Source organism: Litoreibacter sp. GN1-5, assembly GCF_055693805.1.
In genome coordinates, this window is sequence record NZ_JBVFUP010000001.1 from 1659084 (window position 1) to 1680675 (window position 21592).

Below are 21592 nucleotides of genomic sequence, written 5' to 3' on the forward strand. Positions count from 1 at the left end.
TAGCACTTATCAAGGTGGGGTAAAAATGCTGAGTAGAGGGTTTTTCAAAACATTACAGGGTGTTTTTATAGCTTGTGCGCTAACCGTACCCGGTCATGCGGACAGCCTGCGCGATGCCTTGGTCGCGGCTTATAACAATAGCAATCTTTTGGAACAAAACCGTGCCCTGTTGCGCTCCACCGATGAAGATGTTGCGATCGCTCTATCTGCTTTGCGCCCGCAGATAAGCGCGCAAGCCAGTGTGACCCATACAGATCCAACGCCATTGACAGATAGCCTGAGCTCGACGGTTGACCTTATTGCAAGGGTATTGCTCTTGGATGGCGGTCGGACACGTTTCAATATCGAGGCCGCCAAGGAAGCAGTTCTGGCTGGTCGCGCCGCGCTGGTTAGTCAGGAGCAACAAGTTCTTTTTGATGCTGTAAACGCTTATCTGTCTATCTTGCGCGACTCGCGTGTGGTTTCGCTGCGCGAGAACAATTTGCGCCTGATTACACAGGAACTGCGCGCTGCCCGTGATCGGTTCGAAGTTGGCGAAGTGACCCGGACGGATGTTGCTCAGGCGGAAGCCCGACTGGCAGAGGCCCGTGGCGCATTGTCTGCAGCGCAAGGTGATCTTGCGATTTCACGGGAATTGTATGTCGCGACTGTAGGCGTGGCCCCAAACAACTTGCAGGCCATCCGGTCCCTGCCTGAACTTCCGTCGAGTGTCGAAAAGGCGCGTAATGTAGGGGTGCGCACGAACCCTCTCATTCAGCAAGCACAGCATCAGATAACAGCGAATGAACTTGCGGCGGCAGCAACAAAAGCCAGCACGCGCCCCAACCTGTCTGTGGAGGGTCGTATTGGTCATTCTGACAGGCTCGACAATAACAGTTCAATCGGGTTGCAATTGAATGTGCCGATCTATCAGGGTGGTCAACTCAGCGCGTTGACGCGTCAGGCCAGAGCGCAGGTTCACGCGTCCCGTGCAAATCTCAACCAAACAGCCCTGACTGTGCGCCAGAATGTTGGCGATAGCTGGTCTCAGCTATCCGTCGCGAACGCTCAGGTACAAGCCAGTGAGCGTCAAATCAGGGCCGCACAAATTGCGTTTGATGGTGTGCGTGAAGAGGCAAAACTCGGGGCCCGCACAACTCTGGATGTGCTTGATGCGGAACAGGCACTTCTGGATGCCCGTACCAACCGCATTGTGTTTGAAACACAGGTTTATTCAGCCGCCTATAGCCTTCTGGCGGCCATGGGACTTCTGACAGCAGATAACCTTAATCTGCCAGTCGAACGGTACGATCCTTCCGACTATTATAATGCCGTGAAGTCTGCCCCTGTACCTATTACCCCCCAAGGCAAAAAGCTTGACCGAATTCTAAAGCGCTATTCTGACAATTAGGGTCAGGACTTCGGTAACGGGACCACTTCTGTCAAGAGATTTCGCGCAAACAGAGTGATCCGCCAGAGCGGTGCTTTTGGGTCGTCGTGTCCGCCCTGCTTTCTCACATAGCCTTTGGCTGAGGTCCTTTGGGTACATGCTTCGGTTCGTGGTCAGCGCGACGGCTGCCAACATGATGCTGGTTCGATGTAATTCCGATGTGCCCATCTCATAGGCGTGCTTGACGATGTCAGCGACGGTCCTGACCACGGCATTATCGGAACCACGTCCCTGCGGGACCTCGAAAGCTTGCGATTAAACAGGCAACGGTTCTGGGCTGGAGATCAGATCATTTTCGGCGCTGTATCTGGTTGGAACACAGAGCCATCGATCCAGATCCGATGGAGAATGACAGCAATGCGGCGCGCGAGGGCGACCATCGCAATTTTCCGACCACGCCGCTGCGCAAGTTGGGCTCCCCATGTTCTCAGCCATGTCGACCGGCCACGGTTCATCATGACGGTCGCAGCCTGGCACAGTGCTCGCCGCAGATTGACATCCCCAGCCTTCGTGATGCCGCCGGACACATCCCGCTCACCAGACTGATTGCGCGAAGGCGTCAGGCCGACCCAGGGACCGATCCTCTTCGAAGACCGAAAGCGCGTCGGATCATCTACGGCTGCGCGGAAGGTCAGTGCCACGACCGCACCGACCCCAGGAATCGTCATCAGACGGCGGCAAACTGGATCGTCTTGAGCAAACTGGCGCACGTGCTTCTCAAGGGTCGCAAGCTCCTGTCGCAGGGTTTCCCTGGCACGTAGCATTGGTGCTGTAGCGGTTTCCAGCATCGGATTGCCATCTGCCAATTCCCGGATCCGGATCTCGAACCGACCGCGAGAGATCGCGCCGACCTTGAGGCCGAAGTTCCGGAGCAGCCCTCTCAGAGACATTTCCAAGGCGATCATATTCTGTTGAATGGCTTTCCGAGCGCCGAGTACAGCGCGAGTTTCCTGAGCAGAGACAGATTTGCAGTGAACCGGACGGAACCAACCGAGATGAAGAAGTCGAGCGATCCCTTCGGCATCGCGTCGATCCGTCTTGATCGGCATGGCCTTCAAAGCGCCCTTCACCTGGCGCGTTTCCATCAGTACAGCATCCAAGCCCTCCTCCATCAGACCACGATGCAGCCATTGCGACAAAGGCCCAGCTTCCAGGCCAACCACTGCAATGCGCCCGTCCAGTTCGTACAGCCAACGCGACAAAACTTCCGGTTCACTCGCGGCCTCAGCCTCTCTGATTATCTCACCATGCTCGCTGATCACGCAGATCGTGGTTTTGTCCAGCGATACATCCAATCCAACAAACAATCTCATCTTGTCATCCTCCATATGGTTTCAATACGGGAATGACGGCAGCGCGGCGCTGATCTGACAAGTGGCAACGGCGGTGCGTGACGCAGGGCCCGTTACAGCATCTCATAACCAAAACCCGGCGCAATCTACGTCAGTTTGTCCGGGGTTGGTCTATTTGCCAAGGCAAAAAGGTGCGATGATCGCCCATTGGGCATCGGTTAGCACACGACGAGCCAAGGCTGCTCTCCCCTGTTTGCTACGTTGAAGCAAAACTCTTGAAATTTGTGAAACATCAACAACTCCTAGTCCATTAAACTGACAGAGAAACCCAGAAACTCGCTGGTCCGACCTTTTCTTTCTTGTTCCGTGTCAGGAGACCAAACCACGAGGGCTCTTTTTCCATTATCCGCATTCCACAGGAAGCCGCTTCTGCCCTTAGTCCATAGCCCTAAATTGAATAGGAAACCGATGTTTTCAATGCGCCCTAACTCTTTTTCTGTTTCATACCATTCGTCAAATAGTTGCTGTTGTCCTACTTGATCGATGGGTCCGAATACGTTGCAAAATATTCCTTCGCTGTCGGTCTGCAGTATTTCAAGATAGCCATCGAAGCTGGGTATTTCGTAGTGCTTCACAGTAACATCTTCGTCCTGAAAAGAGTCAGTGATTGTCAGGCTCGAAATATCAGAAGCACGATTATTTTCGACCGGAGTTAAACAGCGCGTCTGAAAGACCTGCCAAGTACCAAGGTCATCTGCGGCACTTGATGTCGCCAATATCATCAGAAAAATGGACCTGATCCACATGTGTGTTCAATCTCTCTTATAAATTGGTGTTTTCCCATTTAGGGGCATAGTGTCTGAAGGTACATACAGAAAATGCTTTTTTATCTCGTCAAAATTGGAAATAAATCGGTTGAAATTTCCATTCTACAACGGTCAGGTCTAGGGCGCCCATGAGAGACGCACAAACTAGATATTCAGTTCTGGCATTTGATGGATCGGTTTCTTGTACCACATCTGAGAGCCTGAACGACTCGTTGCCATAGGGCCACATGGACGCTATCGTCGTAGAGTCTAAACGAGGGTAGCTATGTCTGATCCAGTGACAAACGTAAGTGACGAGGATGTGCTGTCCTCTGTCAAACGGCTTGTAGCCGATACTGCGCCGCCATCAAAGCAGGGGCAGGACTCAACGAACGATATCGATGCATCATCGAAAGATGCTCTGATGTTAACAACGGCTCTACGCGTCAAAGACACAGATTATGACGCGCCGAAAAAAACCGCGGATGTACAATCCATTTTATCCGGAATCGAAAAAAGCAGTGAGAATACGCATCGGCTGCATCTGTCGGCGACGTCCGAAGGCGATGTTCAGGAAACCGAGGCAAACATTAATGGGCGCTTAGAACCGCCTGAAGACGAGTATTATGAAGATGAGGTATTCTACGTGGATGACGCGGACTTGGACAAAAGCGCGAAGATGAAACAGGCAAAGCCAAATAGCGCAAACGAAGGGGCTGATGATTTCGACGATTTTGACCTTGCGGATCTCGATGGTAGCGTTGTCGATGAAGAGCTTCTGCGCGATATGGTCGCTGAAATTGTCCGCGAAGAACTCACCGGCGCTTTGGGCGAACGCGTGACCCGCAACGTGCGCAAACTGGTCCGCCGCGAAATTCACCGCGTTATGATGAGCCGTGAGTTTGATTAGGCTGACGACCTGAACGACGATCACTTTCACCGATTATCGGTAATCCGCAACGCAGAGCCGCCGCCGCTTACAACATCCCTGGCACAACCTGATCGGGCGGCCTGTGGCCGTCGTCGAAGGTCTTGATATTCAACAGAACCTTCTCGCCCATCTCAACCCGACCTTCCTCGGTGGCAGAGCCCATATGGGGCAGCAGCACCACATTGGGGAGTTCCCGCAAACGGGGATTCACCTGCGTGCCATGCTCGAACACGTCCAGTCCAGCACCGGCAAGCTCGCCCGCGCGCAGCATGCGGGTCAGCGCATTCTCGTCAATCACTTCGCCGCGCGAGGTATTCACGATCACCGCTGATGGCTTCATCAGCTTCAAACGCCGTGCATTCATCAGGTGATACGTGGACGGCGTATGCGGACAGTTGACCGACACGACATCCATCCGTGCGATCATTTGATCAAGGCTGTCCCAATAGGTGGCCTCTAATTCTTCCTCTATTCCGGCATGAACCCGCTTACGGTTGTGATAGTGAATCTGCATTCCGAAAACCCGCGCACGGCGGGCAACGGCCTGCCCAATCCGACCCATTCCCAGAATGCCCAGACGTCGCCCGGCAATGCGACCGCCCAACAGCGCTGTTGGCGACCACCCTTCCCACGCACCCGACTGCATCAGCGCCAACCCTTCCGGGATGCGGCGCGTTACCGCCAGGATCAGCGCCAGTGTCATATCGGCAGTGTCTTCGGTCAGCACGCCCGGCGTGTTTGACACCAGAATACCCCGCTGGCGGGCCGTCTGGACATCAATATGATCTACCCCGGCGCCATAATTGGCGATCAACTTCAGCTGCTCACCCGCCTGCCCCAGAAGGCCCGCATCAATCTGATCGCTGAGTGTTGGCACCAGAACCTCGGCCTCGCGCACGGCCTGTACCAGCTCGGGGCCGGACATCGGGCTATCATCCTCGCGCAACTGGACGTTAAACAGCTCGCTCATCCGTGTCTCGACGACTTCGGGCAACCGTCGCGTCACGACAACACTCAGCTTCTGGTTTGGCATATTTGGAAATCCTGTTATGGAAATCTGTGACCTATAGTGACAAGATCAAACACAAAGGGGCAAGACACAAAAGCCCTGAAAAGGCAAAATGGCAGTCAGAGCAGGACGGCACATGAGACAAAGTACGATTATCGCGGCTCTGATCGCGTGTTTGGCCTGTGCCCCGACCATTGCGGCAGAGCGTGGCCCGGTGACAAACCTGCCTCTGCCTCGTTACGTGTCCCTGAAAGCAGCCGAGGGTAATGTGCGGCGCGGCCCCAGCCTGAGCCACCGTATCGACTGGGTGTTCAAGCATCGCAGCATGCCCTTGCAGATCGTGGCCGAATACGGCCATTGGCGACGCGTGGTAGACCGCGACGGTGCTGGCGGCTGGGTTCATTACACCTTGTTATCCGGTGTGCGCACTGTGCTGATTGAACAGGACATGGCCCCATTTTTATCCAAACCCACCCCTGACGCGCCCGTCAATGCCCATAGCGAAGCAGGTGTGATCGCCCGGTTGGGGGAATGTGATGCCGAATGGTGCTGGGTGACAGCCGATGGCGCAAAAGGCTGGATCAGCAAAACAGCGCTGTGGGGCGTCGCACCCGGCGAAGTGCGGGATTAGTACGGCCCAACTCCAAGACATCTGTCTCACTTCAGAAATCTGTAGGTATCCGCCAAAACCTCCCACAACGCTTCAGACGCAGCGGTCAGAAGCAGACCTTCTGTCATCGTTGGGGTATACTCCGATCCGTCCACCAGCAGACGGGCCACGCCCCCTGCTTCACGCAGGCATAATACGCCTGCCGCATGGTCCCACGGGTTCAGCATTCCGTTCAGACAGAAATCTGCGCGGCCTTCGGTGAGCAAACGGTATTCGTGGCAGGAACACCGCAAAGACATCGTGCGGCGGAACTGCGGTAACGTTTCAGCGATCTGGACCTGATCGGGTTTGGAATAAAGATACATCCCGACGAACCCAAAACATTGCTCAAGCTCACTTGGCGATGCGCCAACCGACAGCCTTACATCCGCCCGCCCCGGTGCGCAGAACCACGCACCCTGTCCCGCATGGGCCATGATCCAGTCGTCATGGCTTGGGTCATAGAGCAGCCCGAAAACCGTCTCATCATCCTCGACCACCGCCAGAATAACGCCGAAACTGGCAACCCCATTGGCATAATTCCAAGTGCCGTCAATAGGGTCTATGATTACCACACGCCCGCCTTGGCCAATTCGCTTCAGAACGGCAGGATCTGCGGCAACAGCTTCCTCCCCGACAATGGCCGCATCCGGCATGATCTGTTGGGTGGCTTCAGTCAGGGCGTGCTCTGCTGCGCGATCGGCGTCCGTGACAAGATCATCAGGGGCAGATTTCGTATTGATCTGATCCGCGCCAAGCCGTCGGAATGATGGCAATATCTCGGTCCGCGCTACCCCGCGCACTGCCTCGATCAATGCCTCTGCTTCAGCCTTGCTGACCGCCATCAGGCAGCAAGCCCCCGGCCTTTCAACAACGCCTCGACCCCCGGCATCTTACCACGGAAAGCCATGTAAAGCGCGTCGGCCTCCTGAGACCCGCCTGTTGACAGGATAAACTGCTCCAGCTTAGCCGCCATGTCAGGATCAAAGGCGCCACCCGCCTCTTCAAACGCTTCAAAAGCATCTGCATCCATAACCTCGGACCACATATAGCTGTAATAACCCGACGAATATCCGTCCCCTGCAAAGACATGGGCAAAATGAGGCGTCGCATGGCGCATCCGAATAGCGTGTGGCATACCTATACTGTCCAAGACGTCAGCCTGTTTGGCCATCGGATCCGTGGGCGCTGGACCGTCATGGAAAGCCAGATCGACCAATGCCGAGGCTACATATTCGACAGTCGCAAAACCCTGATCGTAATTGGCGGCCTTAAGCATCTGTTTAAGCAGTGCCTCAGGCATGGGCGCGCCCGTGTCCGCATGACGCGCATGTTTCTGCAAAACTTCCGGCACTTCAAGCCAGTGCTCATATAGCTGGCTGGGCAATTCCACGAAATCACGGGCAACTGACGTCCCCGAAATCGATTCATAGGTCACATTGCTGAGCATCTGATGCAGGGCATGGCCAAATTCGTGGAACAAAGTGCGCGCGTCATCATAAGACAACAGCGCAGGCTCGCCCTTGGCGAAATTGCACACATTAATTACATGAGGGCGAATATCGCCCTTGAGCTTTTGTTGTGACCTGAAGGCCGAACACCACGCACCGGACCGTTTGCCGGAGCGCGCAAAATAGTCGCCGATAAAAACCGCGACATGCTGTCCATCACGCGTGACGTCCCAAGCCTTTGCGTCTGGATGGTGCAACGGCACTTCAAGCGGTTTGAAGTTGAGCCCGAACAAGCGGCTGGAACAATCAAACGCCGCCTCAATCATATTCTCAAGCTGCAGGTACGGCTTCAAAGCCGCTTCATCCAGATCATGTTCCACCGCCCGGCGTTTCTCGGAGTAATAGCGCCAATCCCAGGCTTCCAGATCGCCGTTTACGCCGTCACCATGCATCATCTCGGTCAGGATCGCCGCATCCGCTTCTGCCTGCGTCTTGGCTGGCCCCCAGACATCCATCAACAGTTTGCGTACAGCGTCAGGCGTTTTCGCCATCTCGGTTTCCAGCTTGTAGGCCGCGAAATTTTCATAGCCCAGAAGCTGCGCCCGTTCATGTCGCAACGCCAGAATCTCGGCAGCAATTTCACGGTTATCCGTCTTGCCGCCATTGGCCCCACGAGCAACCCACGCCTCGTAGGCCACTTCCCGCAGATCGCGACGGGGCGAGAATTGCAGGAACGGCACAATCAGCGAGCGGGACAAGGTCAGCACATGACCTTCAACCCCTTTTTCCGCAGCCGCCGCCTTGGCAGTTGCTTTTAAAAAATCCGGCAAGCCTTCCAGATCATCCTGAGACAATTCCATGAACCAATCCCGTTCATCAGCCAGAAGGTTCTGGGTGAACTCGGTTCCCAACACCGCAAGGCGTTCCTTGACCTGTTTCAACCGTTCATACGCACCACCTTCCAACTGCGCCCCGGCCCGGACAAAATTGCGGCGGCTCAGATACAGCACGCGCAACTGTTCGGCGGTTAGGTCCAATGTATCGCGCGCCTGATACAGTGCTTCGACACGTTCGAACAACGCGCGGTTCATCATAACCTCTGATCCCCAGGCAGCCAGTTTCGGGGAAAATTCGCGCTGCAACGCTTCCCGCTTTGGGGTGCTGTCGACCGCAGCCAGTGTGTAGAAGGGCGACAAAACCTTGTTCAGTTTGTCCCCCATCAATTCCAGCGCCTCAATCGTATTGGTAAATGTCGGCGCATCCGGGTTGGTCGTTATCGTGGCAAGTTCCGCACGTGCAAGCGTCAGGGCCTGCTCAAGCCCCGGCGCGAAATCATCATCCGAGATCATGTCGAATGGCGGCAATTCAAATGGTGTTGTCCAGTCGGTCAGAAGCGGATTAGTCATGGTGGCGCATCTCCTGTTTTTGGATTGTCTCGACCCTAAGAGGATGCATCGCAATGTGCCAGTCAGGTTTACGCAACCGTGGGCGTAATACCCGATGAACGCGGAAAACACCGCTTAATCATAGGGCCCTTGGCGGATTTTAGTCTCTAATCGTCTGAGCATCAGGGACAAGGTCACGGTAAGCGTCAGATAGATCAGCGCGACAATATTATAAGTCTCGAAATAGCGAAAATTTCCCGCCGCCGTGACCTTGCCAAGCTGTGTGATATCGCTGACCCCCAAGACCGAGACAAGGCTGCTATCCTTCACCATCGCGACGAAATCATTGCCCAAAGGTGGCAGGATCGTGCGGATTGCCTGGGGGAAGACAATGAAGCGAAACCTGTGCAACCGGTTGAGACCCAAGGCTTTAGCAGCCTCGATCTGTCCTTTATCTACCGATTGCAGCCCGGCACGAAATACTTCGGCAATGAAAGCCGAGTAGCCGATGGCAAGCGCCAGCACAGCGCGCCAGAGCAGCGGGAAGTCACGGGTTCTAACAAGATCAAAGTTGAGCGGCTCAAGCCCCCAATTGATCAGCATGACCAACCCCGGCGCCAGAACGAAGGCAACATAGAGCAATAGAACGATGATCGGAATGCCGCGCACAACTTCGATATAGAACCGCGCAATTTGGCGCAGAACGATACTGCGCGACAGGCTCATCATAGCCAGCCCAAGCCCGGTTAGCGAGGCTAGGGTAAATCCGATCAGTGTCACAAGAACGGTGATGCGGATACCTTTGCTCAGCGTTCCTAAAACCTGCGTATACAGATCATCCGCCACAACCCGGTAGCCAAGCCACAGCCCGATCCCCGCCAGCAAAACCAGCCAATAGGGAAAATCCTCATCAGGGCGGGATGGGCCCATCATCCGATACTATGACGCATGAATATGCCAGCCAAACGGTTGGGCCTATCCACCAAGTTTGTAATCCAGAAACCACTTCTTGTTCAGCGCATCCAAAGTGCCATCCGCCTTCATATCCGCAATAGCTGCATTCATCGGCTCCACAAGGTCCGAACCTTTCGGGAAGATAAATCCGAAATCCTCGGTTCCCAACTTTTCGCCGACGATTTTCAATGCCCCGTCCGAGGCAGAGACATAGCCATTGCCCGCCGTACCATCGGTCAGGACAAGATCAACATCACCCGCACGCAACGCAGCGACGCCTGCACCGAAGGTTTCAAACTTCACGATGCGCGGATTGGCTTCATCCCCATCGAGCACATCATAAACGCCAACATAAAACGGTGTCGTGCCGGGCTGCGCTGCCATCAGAAGATCGTCATTGGCAGCAAAAGAGGCAGCATCCGTGAATCGATCCTCATCGCCGCGCACCATCATTACCATTTCCGAGCGCATATAGGCATCAGAAAAATCCACTTGCTCTTTCCGGTCATCACGAATCGTGATGCCAGTCATACCCATGTCATATTGACCATCACTGACGGCAGGGATCATCGCGTCCCAGCTAATATTCTCATAAGTCACATTGATATTTATGCGCGCAGCAATCTCGGTAATGGCGTCATATTCCCAGCCGATCGCATTTCCTGTTCCGGGTTCAATGAATTGGAGCGGCGGATATGCGTTTTCTGTGACAATCACCACATCCTTACCTGCAAGGTCGGGCAAGTGCCCGTCAGCAGAAGCAGAGGTTGCGAAAACAGCGCAAAGCACTGCGGCAGCTAAATGTTTCATGAGGTTGAGACTCCCGTCTTGATATGCTCAAGACTATGGGGTGCCCGCAGGTCTTGGCAAGGCGTACAACATGCCACGCCACACCATTTTCGAAAGGTCAGCTTTTCTTGGGCGCTGCCTTCTTGGCTGTCGGTTTTTTAGCGGCAGGTTTTTTCGTTTCAAGCGCATCCAATCTGGCTTTGAGCGCTTCATTTTCTTCGCGGGCCTTCTGGGCCATTGCACGCACCGCATCAAATTCATCGCGCGTCACGAAATCACGGTCTGCCAGCCAACGATCCATCAGGCTTTTCATCGCCGTCTCGGCCTCTGTCTTGGCACCCTGAGCTACGCCCATGGCATTTGTCATCAGCTGAGACATATCGTCGAAAAATTTATTACGGGTCTGCATGGCATCCTCAATTCTTGTTCATGATGACTATATGGGGAGACATAAGCCCAACCTCAAGGTTGACTTCGTCGCAGGGGGACACGCACGAAAGCGCCATGACAGTATTTGCCTTGCCCTTTCCCGATATCGATCCCGAGATTTTTGCCTTTGATATAGGCGGTTTCCATCTTGCCCTGCGCTGGTATGCGCTGGCGTATATTGCCGGGTTGATCATCGCATGGCGGCTTGTGGTGGCCATGGTCAAGCGTCCGCGCCTGTGGCGCGATGACAGCCCTGCCATGACACCGGAGCAGCCTGAAGATCTGCTGACGTGGATCATTATCGGCGTTATTCTGGGGGGCGGCTTGGCTTCGTCCTGTTCTACCAACCCGCCTATTATTTTGCCAATCCTTCTGAAATCCTTCAGGTGTGGGAAGGTGGTATGTCTTTTCATGGTGGGCTTCTGGGGGTGATACTTGCCACCGCCATCTATTGCTACCGAAACGGGCTGTCTATCGCGAGCGTTGGTGATGCTGTTGCCATCTCTGCACCGCCGGGGCTGTTTCTGGGGCGTATTGCAAATTTCATCAATGCAGAACTGTGGGGGCGTCCTACAGATGTGCCCTGGGCCGTGGCTTTCCCCGGCTCTGCTGCGCAAAACTGTCCGGATGTCGAAGGTATTTGCACCCGTCATCCCTCGCAACTTTATGAAGCTGGGTTAGAGGGGCTGTTGCTGGGCGCGGTCCTGCTGTGGCTTGCCTTTCGGAGTGGTGGACTAAAAGCACCCGGTGCGATGATCGGGGTTTTCCTTGCAGGTTACGGGCTTTCGCGGTTTATCGTCGAATTCTTTCGCCAACCCGACGCGCAGTTTGTGTCAGAAAGCAATCTGCTAGGCTACGCCCTGCAATTTGGCAACACAGGCCTGACAATGGGGCAAATTCTGTCCCTACCAATGATATTGCTTGGGTTGATCTTTGTTGTCATGGCCCGCCGCAGGATATGACTGCGCTGGCGGACATCCTGATCCGACAAATTCAGGCGGATGGGCCAATCAGCTTGGCCACCTACATGACCACATGCCTGCTGCACCCGAAACACGGCTATTATGCCACCCGTGATCCATTCGGTATCGCGGGAGATTTTATCACAGCACCCGAGATCAGTCAGATGTTTGGTGAAGTTCTGGGGCTATGCATCGCACAGGCATGGATGGATCAAGGTAGCCCTGCCCGCTTTCACCTTGCCGAACTTGGACCCGGTCGCGGCAGCTTGATGCGCGATATACTGCGCGCCACCGCCAAAATACCGGGATTTGCGCCCAGCATCCATCTGGTTGAAGCCAGCGCGACCTTGCGCGGCATCCAACAAGATACTCTGAAAGGTCATGACGTTACATGGCATGACCATGTCACCGATCTGCCCCCCGGGCCGTTGTTTCTAATTGCAAATGAGTTCTTCGATGCCCTGCCCATCCGCCAGTTCGTGCGCAGACCGCAAGGTTGGTCTGAACGGCGCATTGGGGTTGATGACGATCAGCTCGGCTTTGGCTTGACGAAACCTACTTCCATAGACGCTCTTGCGCACCGACTTGAGGATACGCATTCAGGCGATGTAGTCGAGATTTGCACTGCCTCAGCCCCTATCGTGAGCCACATCGCAACCCATATCCAAACCCATAGCGGGGCCGCGATTTTCGTTGATTACGGCGACTGGCGTTCGCGTGGCGATACGTTTCAAGCTCTCAAATCCCATGAACCGGTCGATCCTCTTGCCACACCGGGGGACGCAGACCTGACGGCTCATGTGGATTTTGAAGCACTAGCGCTGGCAGCCGCGCCCCATTGCGCCACGACTGCGATGACCCCACAAGGGGTTTTGCTGGAACGTCTCGGTATTACCGCTCGCGCGCAGGCTTTGGCAAAAAAGCTGACTGCAGAGACGCTGGAAACCCACATAGCAGCACATCGGCGCTTGACCCACCCGCAAGAAATGGGGAGCCTGTTCAAAGCGATTGCCCTGTTCCCAAAGGGGGCAAATGCGCCACTGGGATTTGATCTATGACATTGGAAATACTGACCGCCGACAGCCTGTCCCCCTTACGCCACGGGTTTTTCACCCGCAAAGGCGGCGCATCGTCAGGGGTGTTTAAGGGGCTGAATTGCGGGTTCGGGTCCTCCGATCAGCGCGAGGCTGTGGCGACCAACCGTACCCGGGTCGCCGAAGCAATGCAGATAGACCCGGATATGCTTGTCACATTGCATCAGGTGCATTCGCCAGATGTGGTAACGGTTACGGCGCCTCTGACAAAACAGCATAAGGCTGATGCAATGGTCAGTGCCACACCCGGCATAGCACTTGGGGTGCTCAGCGCAGATTGCCAGCCGGTTCTGTTCGCTGACGCAAAAGCAGGCGTGATTGGTGCCGCCCATGCGGGATGGTCAGGGGCCATGGCAGGCGTTCTGGAAGAAACGATCGATGCGATGATCGCGCTTGGCGCGGCACGGGATCGGATCACCGCCGTTATTGGCCCTGCAATCAGCCAGCGTGCTTACGAAATAGGCCCCGAATATTTCGACCGCTTCATGGACGAAGACCCCGACAATACCCGTTTTTTTGCGAATGGCACCGGGGACAAGATGCAATTCGATCTGCCCGGCTATGGCATACATCGCTTGCGTAACGCCGGCGTCAATGCGGAATGGATCAGACATTGCACCTATTCGGACCCGGACCGCTTCTTTTCCTACCGCCGGTCTGTCCATGAAAAAGAGGCTGATTACGGGCGGTTGATTTCAACAATCCGACTTTGATTCCATCGTCTGTTTTCTACTTCGTGACAATGAAGCGGCAAGCAGCGTCGCATTCTTGCCTTAAATGAAGATGCATCTCTGTATTGTCGTCACGTATTGCCCTTAGAAAACAACAGCTTTAACCAAATATTTACCAATTTTACCACGTCATATTTGAATTGAATAAAGTGTTAATTATTTTTCGACCTGTCATTTTAGCGCCTGAAAGATCGTTAGAAATATAGTCATCTAAAGACGGTAACATAGTCGCAAAGTAAAACGCAGCATCTCAAGGCTGCACGCTTTGTAAAACAAATAAATACGGAGTGGGAAACATGGGTAAACAACGCTGGCTCGATCGTGTCGTTGAAGAAAGCGCAAAAGCAGACGTAACGCTGGTTCCGATGCCATGGGATCGTCAGGAACGTCAAAGCACAAAAGACCGCGAAGACGTCAAGGCTCCCATCGCCCAAAGCGCCTGATCTACTAAGTTTTCAGACCTTCATATGTCTCAATAAACGGCGCCAATTCAGTTTCGAATTGTCGCCACGCACCAACCGAGGACGAATAGATTGGTTGGCGGACCTGGGTAGTAGATAAAGTATCAACGCGACGCTTGTTTTCATAGAATGACAGGCAGGCATCTTCCCAATCAAGGCCAACCGCTTCAATCAGCGCCCGTGACTGCGTCTCGGGATCACCGATAAGGTCTTCATACCATATCTCATAAAACGCATCCGGGATTTGCGCCTTCCAGAACGATAGCTGATCTTCGAACAAGTGGTATAGCTTCGCAATATCATGCAGATCACTGGAATAGCGATGCACGCCATCTTTAAATTGGTTTTTATAAATCGACAGGGCGTTGTCCCGCGGATCACGGCGCACAACCACAATTCGTGCCTGAGGTAAGGCGCGCTTCACTAACCCAATCGTAGAATATGTGCTGATGGATTTATCAGTCACATGCATAGCATGTGGAAAACGCGCCGAAACGGCTTCGGCATAGTCTTGACCTGCCTGCGCAAAACCCGCCTGCATCTGCGTGAAACCATCCGCACTATCATCAAATGAAGCCTTCAGGGTTTTGTTCAGTTGTGGTCCCAAAAGGCCCATTTCCCCGCCGCCTTCGACTTGCGAGTGAGAGGCAATGATCTGCTCCACCAATGTCGTTCCTGACCTCGGCATACCTGTTACGAAAATCGGGCGCATTCCTTCGAATCCCGCGCCATCTGGCAATGCGGCCTTAAGGTTTTGATAAACATCGCGCACATGCTCAGCAGTTTCGACATCTGCTGAATGTTTGTACGGAAACAGACGTTTCGTTTCATCATTAGCGGTTTTGAGATACCCAAACACTTGATGTGTCTGATCTGTATCTTCCATCGCCTTTGCCAAAGCCTTCCCAACATATGTGAGCCCGCGATCCCCGGGCTTCTTCTTTTAAAAACACGCTTCATCTGCTCAATTAACGGATCATCTGCCCGCATCTTCCGAATAGACGCGTAAGAGTAGTAATGCTGTCCCGTCCCTGGCGCGGCCTTGATAGCCTCGCGCGCTGTCTCTAGCGCTTCATCGAACTGACCCATATTGCGCAGCAGGTCGCTTTTGCGTGACAATGCAAAATCATTCCGGGGATCAAGCTGCAAAGCCTGGTCGAACGCCGCCAAAGCCTCATCATCACGGGTGGTATCGGATAGGCAGATACCCAACTCAATATATACACGCGGCGTTCTGTAACCTTTCTCCAAAGCGTCTCTGAACATCCGTTCTGCACTTGCATCACCACTGCGAGAGGCCGCGACACCACGGAAAAACCAGACAGACCCGTGATTATCCAAGACTGTCCCGAGCCGTCCTAAAAGTTTCTTCAAATTTGCGGGATCAGGATAATGGGACGCCAGATCAAGATAGGCTATCCAGATTGCAGGTTCTTGCGGGCGTAATTTCAATGCGGCTTCAAAATACCCTGCGGCCTCTGACGTCCGTTTTCTGCGCGCAGAGATTTCACCAAGATTGAAATGCACTTCTGGTAGGTTTGGAACAGCTCGCAGAATGCGCACGAAACCTTTCTCGGCCTCTTCCAACCTGCCCGCGTCCTTAGCGGCGCGCGCTTTGGAAAACTGGCGCTTGATCTGATCCTGAGTCATGGGGGGCATGTGCTGTCCAAATTCTTTTGCTGCTTGCCCATATCATAGGCTAGGTGTTTAGTCCCGGCATGTGGTGGGTCGGATCGACATTGAAGCGTTCCGGTTCGGTTGTCCAGATTTTGCAGATGTATTCGAATGGTGTGAGGCCTTGCAGCGTCTTCAATCGGCGTGCGTAATTGTAGGCTGCAATGAAGTCGGTGACGTGCGTTTCAAGCTGTGAATGTGTGTCATAGTGATATCGCTTGACCGTCGCCTCTTTGATTGTCCGGTTCATGCGTTCAACCTGGCCGTTCGTCCACGGATGGTTCACCTTTGTCAGGCGGTGGTCGATCTCGTGCTCGCGACAAACGCGATCAAAGATGTGCTCGAATGCGGATGTGTCCTGTTTGCGATTGGTGAACTGGATGCCGTTATCCGTCAGGATCGTGTGGATCCTGTATGGCACGGCGGCAATTAGATTGCGCAGGAATTGGGCGGCAATCATCTTGCCCGCCTTCTCATGCAGCTCGACATAGGCAAACTTGGAGGTTCGGTCGATGGCCACGAACAAACGGATCTTCCCCTCTCCAGTGCGTACTTCTGCGATGTCAATGTGGAAATAGCCAATCGGGTAACGTTTGAACTTCTTCTTCGGCTTGTCGCCCTCTTCTTCGGCTTGTCGCCCTCGACATCTGGAAGACGGCTGATCCCATGCCGCTGCAAGCACCGATGCAATGATGATCGGGTGAGATGCGGAATGCTGGGCTGCAGCGCATAGAGACAATCATCCAGAGGCAGCAGCGTGTGCCGCCGGAACGCGACGATGACGGCTTCCTCTTCGATGCTGAGAACCGTGGAATGGGCTTCCTTCGGCCCCATAGCAGCGTCTTGAACGCTGTCACGCTTGCGCCACTTTGCGACGGTCTTGACGTTGATGCCCAGTTCCCGACTCAGCGCCGCGTTCGAAGCTTGCGATCGCTGTATGAGAGCTCGGACGGCGTGCGTGGTCTTGGCGCTCCCGTGAAGAATTTGTCCCATAGTTCACCCTTCTGATGGTCACAAATCAGTAGACCACCACATGCCGGGACTAAACACCTAGGCAGCTTCCGCCAGCACAGTCAGAAAGCAAAACAATTTCCTTGGCTTACCCAGAAATCAGACCTCACGCCCTTATCTAATCTCGAAACAGTTCCACAAAAATTTACCAAATTGGCCATAATTCAGCCCTTATTTAACATAAAGAATTGACTTTAAGGCAATATAGTGGCGATTGTCTTGGATATAGATTGAAGTGACTTCCGCATTGGTGGGATAGGCGAAATCACGCATTGACCTGAAAAGGACGGCGCATGACTTATCGCGTGGATGTTGAAAAACATCACCCATTTGATGGAGATTTCGTTTCCAACTTCGACGACGACCGCGCGTTTGACAGAGGACCTCTGCCTCGTCAACGCGCAACTTCGCGGCGATATTCTATATCCTGGCTATACGCGGATAAACACGTCTCGCATGCGAATGTCAGCGCCCCTGCCCTTCCTCTGATTGAAAGTACCTGTTCCAACATGGCACGAGGTGCCCTGATCTCGACGCCCGAGGGTCCCGTTGCGGTTGAAGATTTGACCCCTGGCATGAAGATTACCACCAGCGAATATGGGCCGCTTACACTTCAATGGATTGGCTCGTATGACATATTGCCTGATACTCAAAGCGACGTTGAAAGCCCGAAACTGTTCCGGGTGACAGCGGATGCATTCGGGCTTGGCAAACCGATGCAAGACCTGATGCTGTCCTCACGTGCATATGTTCTGATGCGCCATCCTGCTTGCAAAGATGTCCATGGAATGGCGACAGCCTTCGCCCCCATACGGGCTTTTGAAGATGGCATGCAGGTACTAAGCATAGCGCCTGTATCCAATATTTCCGTCTATAACCTCGCCTTTGATCGTCAGGCGACGATCATTGCAAACGGGATCGAGATTGAAAGCTACCACCCAGGCATCAATGCAAAGAACATTCTGGATGATGAAATACTTCGAGCGATGTTACGGCTCTTTCCATATGCGCATGGACTGGACGCGTTCGGTCCCCAAAACACGGAACGATTGACAAGTTACGAGGTCCGGGCCTTGCGTGAAGGACATAGCTAAAAAGACGACTAAGCGGTGTTGTTCATCCGCTCTTCCAGTACATCGAACGGAACGCCGGGCTCATCTTTTGCGCAGCGAATGACTAGCGATGTCTTGACGCTTGCCACATTTTCCGCAGATGTCAGTTCTTCAGTCAGGAAATTCTGAAACGTACTCAGATCCGGAGCCACGCATTTCAAAATGAAATCGACCTCACCATTTAGCATGTGACATTCGCGGACCAGCGGCCAAGTTTTGCAGCGCGCTTCAAAGGCTGACAAATCCACCTCTGCCTGGCTTTGTAGCCCCACCATGGCAAAGACCTGCACTTCAAAACCCAGCGCGCGGCTTTCCACATCGGCGTGGTAGCCCCGGATAAAACCGCTTTCCTCCAGCGTGCGCACCCGGCGCAGGCAAGGTGGTGCCGAGATGCCGACACGTTTGGCCAGCTCCACATTGGTCATGCGCCCGTCAGCCTGCAGCTCTGCCAATATCTTTCGGTCGATCTCGTCCAGTTTTGACGTTACCATATAAATCTCCCCTCGGATCAACTTACGCGCGCACCCCAGTTTGCGCAATAATATTTCACATCTGCGCAACAAATTATCGTTTTAAACCATAACAGGCAAGAAACTGAAAAACCTGACACAAGACCTTTTCGCCAGCTTCCTCGCCATTTATACGGGCTGAACAACTGATTTCTGGGGATACATCATGGCCGATACGCGACACACCAAAGTTCTGATCATCGGCTCCGGCCCTGCTGGATATACGGCAGCCGTCTATGCGTCCCGCGCCATGCTGAATCCACTTCTGGTGCAAGGCATTGAACCCGGCGGCCAACTGACCACCACAACCGAGGTCGAGAATTGGCCCGGTGATACAGAGGTGCAGGGCCCCGACCTGATGATCCGCATGGAAGCACATGCAAAAGCGATGGGCTGTGAGATCATAGGCGACATTATCTCGAACCTTGATCTGTCCAAAAGGCCGTTCACGGCCACAGGTGATAGCGGAACAGTTTACACTTGTGATGCAGTGATCCTTGCAACCGGCGCGCGGGCCAAATGGCTGGGTTTGCCAAGTGAAGAGAAATTCAAGGGCTTCGGCGTCTCGGCCTGTGCAACTTGCGATGGGTTCTTCTACCGCGATCAGGAAATCGTTGTAATCGGCGGCGGCAATACAGCTGTTGAAGAGGCGCTGTTTCTGACCAACTTCGCCTCCAAAGTCACATTGATCCATCGCCGGGACGAATTGCGGGCCGAGGCAATTCTACAAGATCGTTTGCGCAAGAACCCCAAGATTGAGCCGCTCTGGTTCCATGAGCTTGACGAGGTTATCGGCACTGACACGCCTTTGGGCGTCGAAGGAGTTCGTGTCAGACATACCAAAACCGGCGAGATCACGGAAATCCCTTGCAAGGGCGTTTTCGTTGCCATTGGCCACGCCCCCGCCAATGAATTGGTCAAAGACGTGCTGGACACCCATATGGGCGGTTATGTCATCACCAAACCCGACAGCACCGAGACCTCAATCCCCGGTGTGTTTGCAGCAGGTGATCTGACCGACCACAAATACCGTCAGGCCGTTACAAGCGCCGGAATGGGCTGCATGGCCGCGCTGGAGGCCGAGCGTTTCCTTGCGGAAGAGGATTGAACAGCGTTAAGCACCTTATAACCAATGTGCAGTTAAACCGCGCACACCAAAACCCGAGGGATACCCATGATCATACCAAACCTCGCCCCTATTCCAGAGTTGTTCGTTTCCTATGACAGCGCACAGAAGCTGAAAGTTGAAGCGGGTGAATTAACTTCATGGGACCTGTCCCCACGTCAGATTTGCGATTTGGAACTGCTGATGAACGGCGGCTTCAACCCGCTGAAGGGCTTTCTCGGGCAGGCGGATTACGACAGCGTCGTCGATACGATGAGGCTGGCCGATGGTACATTATGGCCCATGCCCGTCACCCTTGATGTCACCGAAGATTTCGCCGACAGCATCGTCGAGGGCCAAGACATTGCCCTGCGCGATCAGGAAGGCGTCATCCTTGGCACGATGACCGTGACCGATAAATGGACGCCTGTTAAATCGCATGAAGCTGAACAAGTATTCGGGGCCAATGATGTCGCCCACCCGGCGGTCAACTACCTGCACCACGCCGCAGGCAAGGTTTATCTGGGTGGCCCGGTGACTGGCATCCAACAACCTGTCCACTATGATTTCCGCGGCCGGCGCGACACGCCGAACGAACTGCGCGCTTATTTTCGCAAAATGGGTTGGCGGCGTGTTGTGGCGTTCCAAACCCGCAACCCGTTGCACCGCGCCCATCAGGAACTGACCTTCCGCGCCGCCAAGGAAGCGCAGGCCAACCTGCTGATCCACCCGGTGGTTGGCATGACCAAACCCGGCGATATCGATCATTTTACGCGCGTGCGCTGCTACGAGGCTGTGTTGGATCAGTATCCGTCCACCACGACCTCCATGTCGTTGCTGAACCTTGCCATGCGCATGGCTGGCCCGCGCGAAGCTGTCTGGCATGGCCTGATCCGCAAAAACCACGGCTGCACCCATTTCATCGTGGGGCGCGACCACGCCGGCCCCGGCAAGAACTCAAAAGGCGACGATTTCTACGGGCCCTATGACGCGCAAGACCTGTTCCGCCAGCACGAGGCAGAAATGGGTATCGAAATGGTCGATTTCAAACACATGGTCTATGTGCAGGAACGGGCCGAATACCAGCCCGCCGACGAAGTGGCTAAAGGCGCAACTGTCCTGAACATTTCTGGTACAGAACTCCGTCGCCGTCTGGCAGAAGGCCTGGAAATTCCCGACTGGTTTAGCTTCCCCGATGTGGTGTCGGAGCTGCGCAAAACCCGCCCTGCCCGCTCTAAACAGGGGTTTACCGTGTTCTTCACTGGCTTCTCTGGTTCGGGAAAATCTACCATCGCCAACGCGCTAATGGTCAAATTAATGGAAATGGGCGGCCGCCCCGTGACCCTGCTTGACGGCGATATCGTGCGTAAAAACCTCAGCTCCGAGCTGGGCTTTTCCAAAGAACACCGCGATCTGAACATCCGCCGCATCGGCTACGTTGCGTCTGAGATCACGAAGAATGGTGGTATCGCCATCTGCGCGCCCATCGCGCCCTATGCCACAACCCGCCGCGCTGTGCGCGAAGATGTGGAGCAATTCGGCGCCTTCATCGAAATCCATGTCGCAACCAGTATAGAAGAATGCGAACGCCGCGACCGCAAAGGGCTCTACAAACTGGCGCGGGAAGGCAAAATCAAGGAATTCACAGGTATCTCAGACCCCTATGACATCCCCGAAAAACCGGAATTGCGGTTGGAGACGGAAAATGTCGAGGTCGACAATTGTGCGCATCAAGTGATCTTAAAGCTGGAAAGCATGGGATTGGTTGCGGCGTAAAGGGTCATCAAAGCGATTTCTGCAATTTCTGAA

At 54.2% G+C, this 21592-nt stretch carries 20 protein-coding genes and 2 pseudogenes; 10 read left to right on the plus strand and 12 right to left on the minus strand.

Annotated features, from left to right (window positions below):
* The first annotated feature begins 25 nt into the window (after window positions 1-25).
* On the plus strand, window positions 26-1390 hold the full coding sequence (locus ACZ1HF_RS08540) for a TolC family outer membrane protein (protein ID WP_472657090.1): 1365 nt from the start codon (window positions 26-28) through the stop codon (window positions 1388-1390).
* A gap of 323 nt (window positions 1391-1713) precedes the next feature.
* Here ACZ1HF_RS08540 and ACZ1HF_RS08545 read toward each other — a convergent pair whose 3' ends face one another.
* Together ACZ1HF_RS08545 and ACZ1HF_RS08550 are read right to left on the minus strand one after the other, a co-directional pair.
* A complete protein-coding gene (locus ACZ1HF_RS08545; protein ID WP_472657091.1) occupies window positions 1714-2742 on the minus strand; it encodes an IS110 family RNA-guided transposase in 1029 nt (342 codons plus the stop codon).
* A 281-nt stretch (window positions 2743-3023) separates the two neighbouring features.
* Window positions 3024-3503: a hypothetical protein gene (locus tag ACZ1HF_RS08550; RefSeq protein WP_472657092.1), complete on the minus strand. Its 480-nt coding sequence runs from the start codon at window positions 3501-3503 to the stop codon at window positions 3024-3026.
* 310 nt (window positions 3504-3813) lie between these two features.
* On the opposite strand from ACZ1HF_RS08550, the gene ACZ1HF_RS08555 reads away from it, so the two are divergent.
* The gene (locus ACZ1HF_RS08555) at window positions 3814-4437 is read left to right on the plus strand and encodes a hypothetical protein (RefSeq protein ID WP_472657093.1); all 624 of its coding nucleotides are present in this window, start codon (window positions 3814-3816) and stop codon (window positions 4435-4437) included.
* Window positions 4438-4504: 67 nt separating this feature from the next.
* Here ACZ1HF_RS08555 and ACZ1HF_RS08560 read toward each other — a convergent pair whose 3' ends face one another.
* Window positions 4505-5491, minus strand: coding sequence for a 2-hydroxyacid dehydrogenase (locus tag ACZ1HF_RS08560; protein ID WP_472657094.1), 987 nt, complete (start codon window positions 5489-5491; stop codon window positions 4505-4507).
* 112 nt (window positions 5492-5603) lie between these two features.
* On the opposite strand from ACZ1HF_RS08560, the gene ACZ1HF_RS08565 reads away from it, so the two are divergent.
* On the plus strand, window positions 5604-6098 hold the full coding sequence (locus tag ACZ1HF_RS08565) for an SH3 domain-containing protein (protein ID WP_472657095.1): 495 nt from the start codon (window positions 5604-5606) through the stop codon (window positions 6096-6098).
* Between the two features lie 26 nt (window positions 6099-6124).
* Here the strand turns inward: ACZ1HF_RS08565 and ACZ1HF_RS08570 are convergent, their stop codons facing one another.
* From ACZ1HF_RS08570 to ACZ1HF_RS08590, 5 genes are all read right to left on the minus strand, one after another.
* Complete coding sequence (locus ACZ1HF_RS08570) at window positions 6125-6961, minus strand: inositol monophosphatase family protein (protein ID WP_472657096.1); 837 nt, start codon at window positions 6959-6961, stop codon at window positions 6125-6127.
* The gene (locus ACZ1HF_RS08575) at window positions 6961-8973 is read right to left on the minus strand and encodes a M3 family metallopeptidase (protein ID WP_472657097.1); all 2013 of its coding nucleotides are present in this window, start codon (window positions 8971-8973) and stop codon (window positions 6961-6963) included. Before ACZ1HF_RS08575 ends, ACZ1HF_RS08570 begins: the two co-directional genes overlap by 1 nt.
* 114 nt (window positions 8974-9087) lie before the next feature.
* A complete protein-coding gene (locus ACZ1HF_RS08580) occupies window positions 9088-9882 on the minus strand; it encodes an amino acid ABC transporter permease (RefSeq protein WP_472659010.1) in 795 nt (264 codons plus the stop codon).
* A 45-nt stretch (window positions 9883-9927) separates the two neighbouring features.
* A complete protein-coding gene (locus tag ACZ1HF_RS08585) occupies window positions 9928-10716 on the minus strand; it encodes a transporter substrate-binding domain-containing protein (RefSeq protein ID WP_472657098.1) in 789 nt (262 codons plus the stop codon).
* A gap of 97 nt (window positions 10717-10813) precedes the next feature.
* Window positions 10814-11104 carry an accessory factor UbiK family protein gene (locus tag ACZ1HF_RS08590; protein WP_472657099.1) on the minus strand — a complete coding sequence of 97 codons (291 nt, stop codon included), beginning with the start codon at window positions 11102-11104 and terminating at the stop codon, window positions 10814-10816.
* 95 nt (window positions 11105-11199) lie between these two features.
* Between ACZ1HF_RS08590 and lgt the strand changes: the two are divergent.
* The 4 genes and pseudogenes from lgt (at window position 11200) to ACZ1HF_RS08610 (ending at window position 14354) form a co-directional block, all read left to right on the plus strand.
* Window positions 11200-12086, plus strand: a pseudogene (gene lgt, locus ACZ1HF_RS08595) (prolipoprotein diacylglyceryl transferase).
* A complete protein-coding gene (locus ACZ1HF_RS08600) occupies window positions 12083-13144 on the plus strand; it encodes a class I SAM-dependent methyltransferase (protein WP_472657100.1) in 1062 nt (353 codons plus the stop codon). The pseudogene lgt and the gene ACZ1HF_RS08600 overlap by 4 nt, the downstream one beginning before the upstream one ends.
* A complete protein-coding gene (gene pgeF, locus ACZ1HF_RS08605; protein ID WP_472657101.1) occupies window positions 13141-13893 on the plus strand; it encodes a peptidoglycan editing factor PgeF in 753 nt (250 codons plus the stop codon). The genes ACZ1HF_RS08600 and pgeF overlap by 4 nt, the downstream gene beginning before the upstream one ends.
* A 314-nt stretch (window positions 13894-14207) precedes the next feature.
* On the plus strand, window positions 14208-14354 hold the full coding sequence (locus ACZ1HF_RS08610) for a hypothetical protein (protein ID WP_472657102.1): 147 nt from the start codon (window positions 14208-14210) through the stop codon (window positions 14352-14354).
* A gap of 4 nt (window positions 14355-14358) precedes the next feature.
* Here ACZ1HF_RS08610 and ACZ1HF_RS08615 read toward each other — a convergent pair whose 3' ends face one another.
* The 3 genes and pseudogenes from ACZ1HF_RS08615 to ACZ1HF_RS08625 form a co-directional block, all read right to left on the minus strand.
* Window positions 14359-15084 carry a sulfotransferase family protein gene (locus ACZ1HF_RS08615; protein ID WP_472657103.1) on the minus strand — a complete coding sequence of 242 codons (726 nt, stop codon included), beginning with the start codon at window positions 15082-15084 and terminating at the stop codon, window positions 14359-14361.
* On the minus strand, window positions 15066-16031 hold the full coding sequence (locus ACZ1HF_RS08620) for a tetratricopeptide repeat protein (RefSeq protein ID WP_472657104.1): 966 nt from the start codon (window positions 16029-16031) through the stop codon (window positions 15066-15068). Before ACZ1HF_RS08620 ends, ACZ1HF_RS08615 begins: the two co-directional genes overlap by 19 nt.
* Window positions 16032-16071: 40 nt before the next feature.
* Window positions 16072-17039: pseudogene (locus tag ACZ1HF_RS08625) on the minus strand (IS481 family transposase).
* 311 nt (window positions 17040-17350) lie between these two features.
* Between ACZ1HF_RS08625 and ACZ1HF_RS08630 the strand changes: the two are divergent.
* A complete protein-coding gene (locus tag ACZ1HF_RS08630; RefSeq protein WP_472657105.1) occupies window positions 17351-18151 on the plus strand; it encodes a Hint domain-containing protein in 801 nt (266 codons plus the stop codon).
* A gap of 8 nt (window positions 18152-18159) precedes the next feature.
* Here ACZ1HF_RS08630 and ACZ1HF_RS08635 read toward each other — a convergent pair whose 3' ends face one another.
* Window positions 18160-18660, minus strand: a complete 501-nt coding sequence (locus ACZ1HF_RS08635; protein WP_472657106.1) for an Lrp/AsnC family transcriptional regulator — start codon at window positions 18658-18660, stop codon at window positions 18160-18162.
* Window positions 18661-18844: 184 nt separating this feature from the next.
* Here ACZ1HF_RS08635 and trxB point away from each other — a divergent pair, with 184 nt between their 5' ends.
* Both trxB and ACZ1HF_RS08645 read left to right on the plus strand, forming a co-directional pair.
* The gene (gene trxB / locus ACZ1HF_RS08640) at window positions 18845-19786 is read left to right on the plus strand and encodes a thioredoxin-disulfide reductase (protein WP_472657107.1); all 942 of its coding nucleotides are present in this window, start codon (window positions 18845-18847) and stop codon (window positions 19784-19786) included.
* A 66-nt stretch (window positions 19787-19852) separates the two neighbouring features.
* Window positions 19853-21559 carry a bifunctional sulfate adenylyltransferase/adenylylsulfate kinase gene (locus ACZ1HF_RS08645; RefSeq protein WP_472657108.1) on the plus strand — a complete coding sequence of 569 codons (1707 nt, stop codon included), beginning with the start codon at window positions 19853-19855 and terminating at the stop codon, window positions 21557-21559.
* Window positions 21560-21592 lie beyond the last annotated feature (33 nt).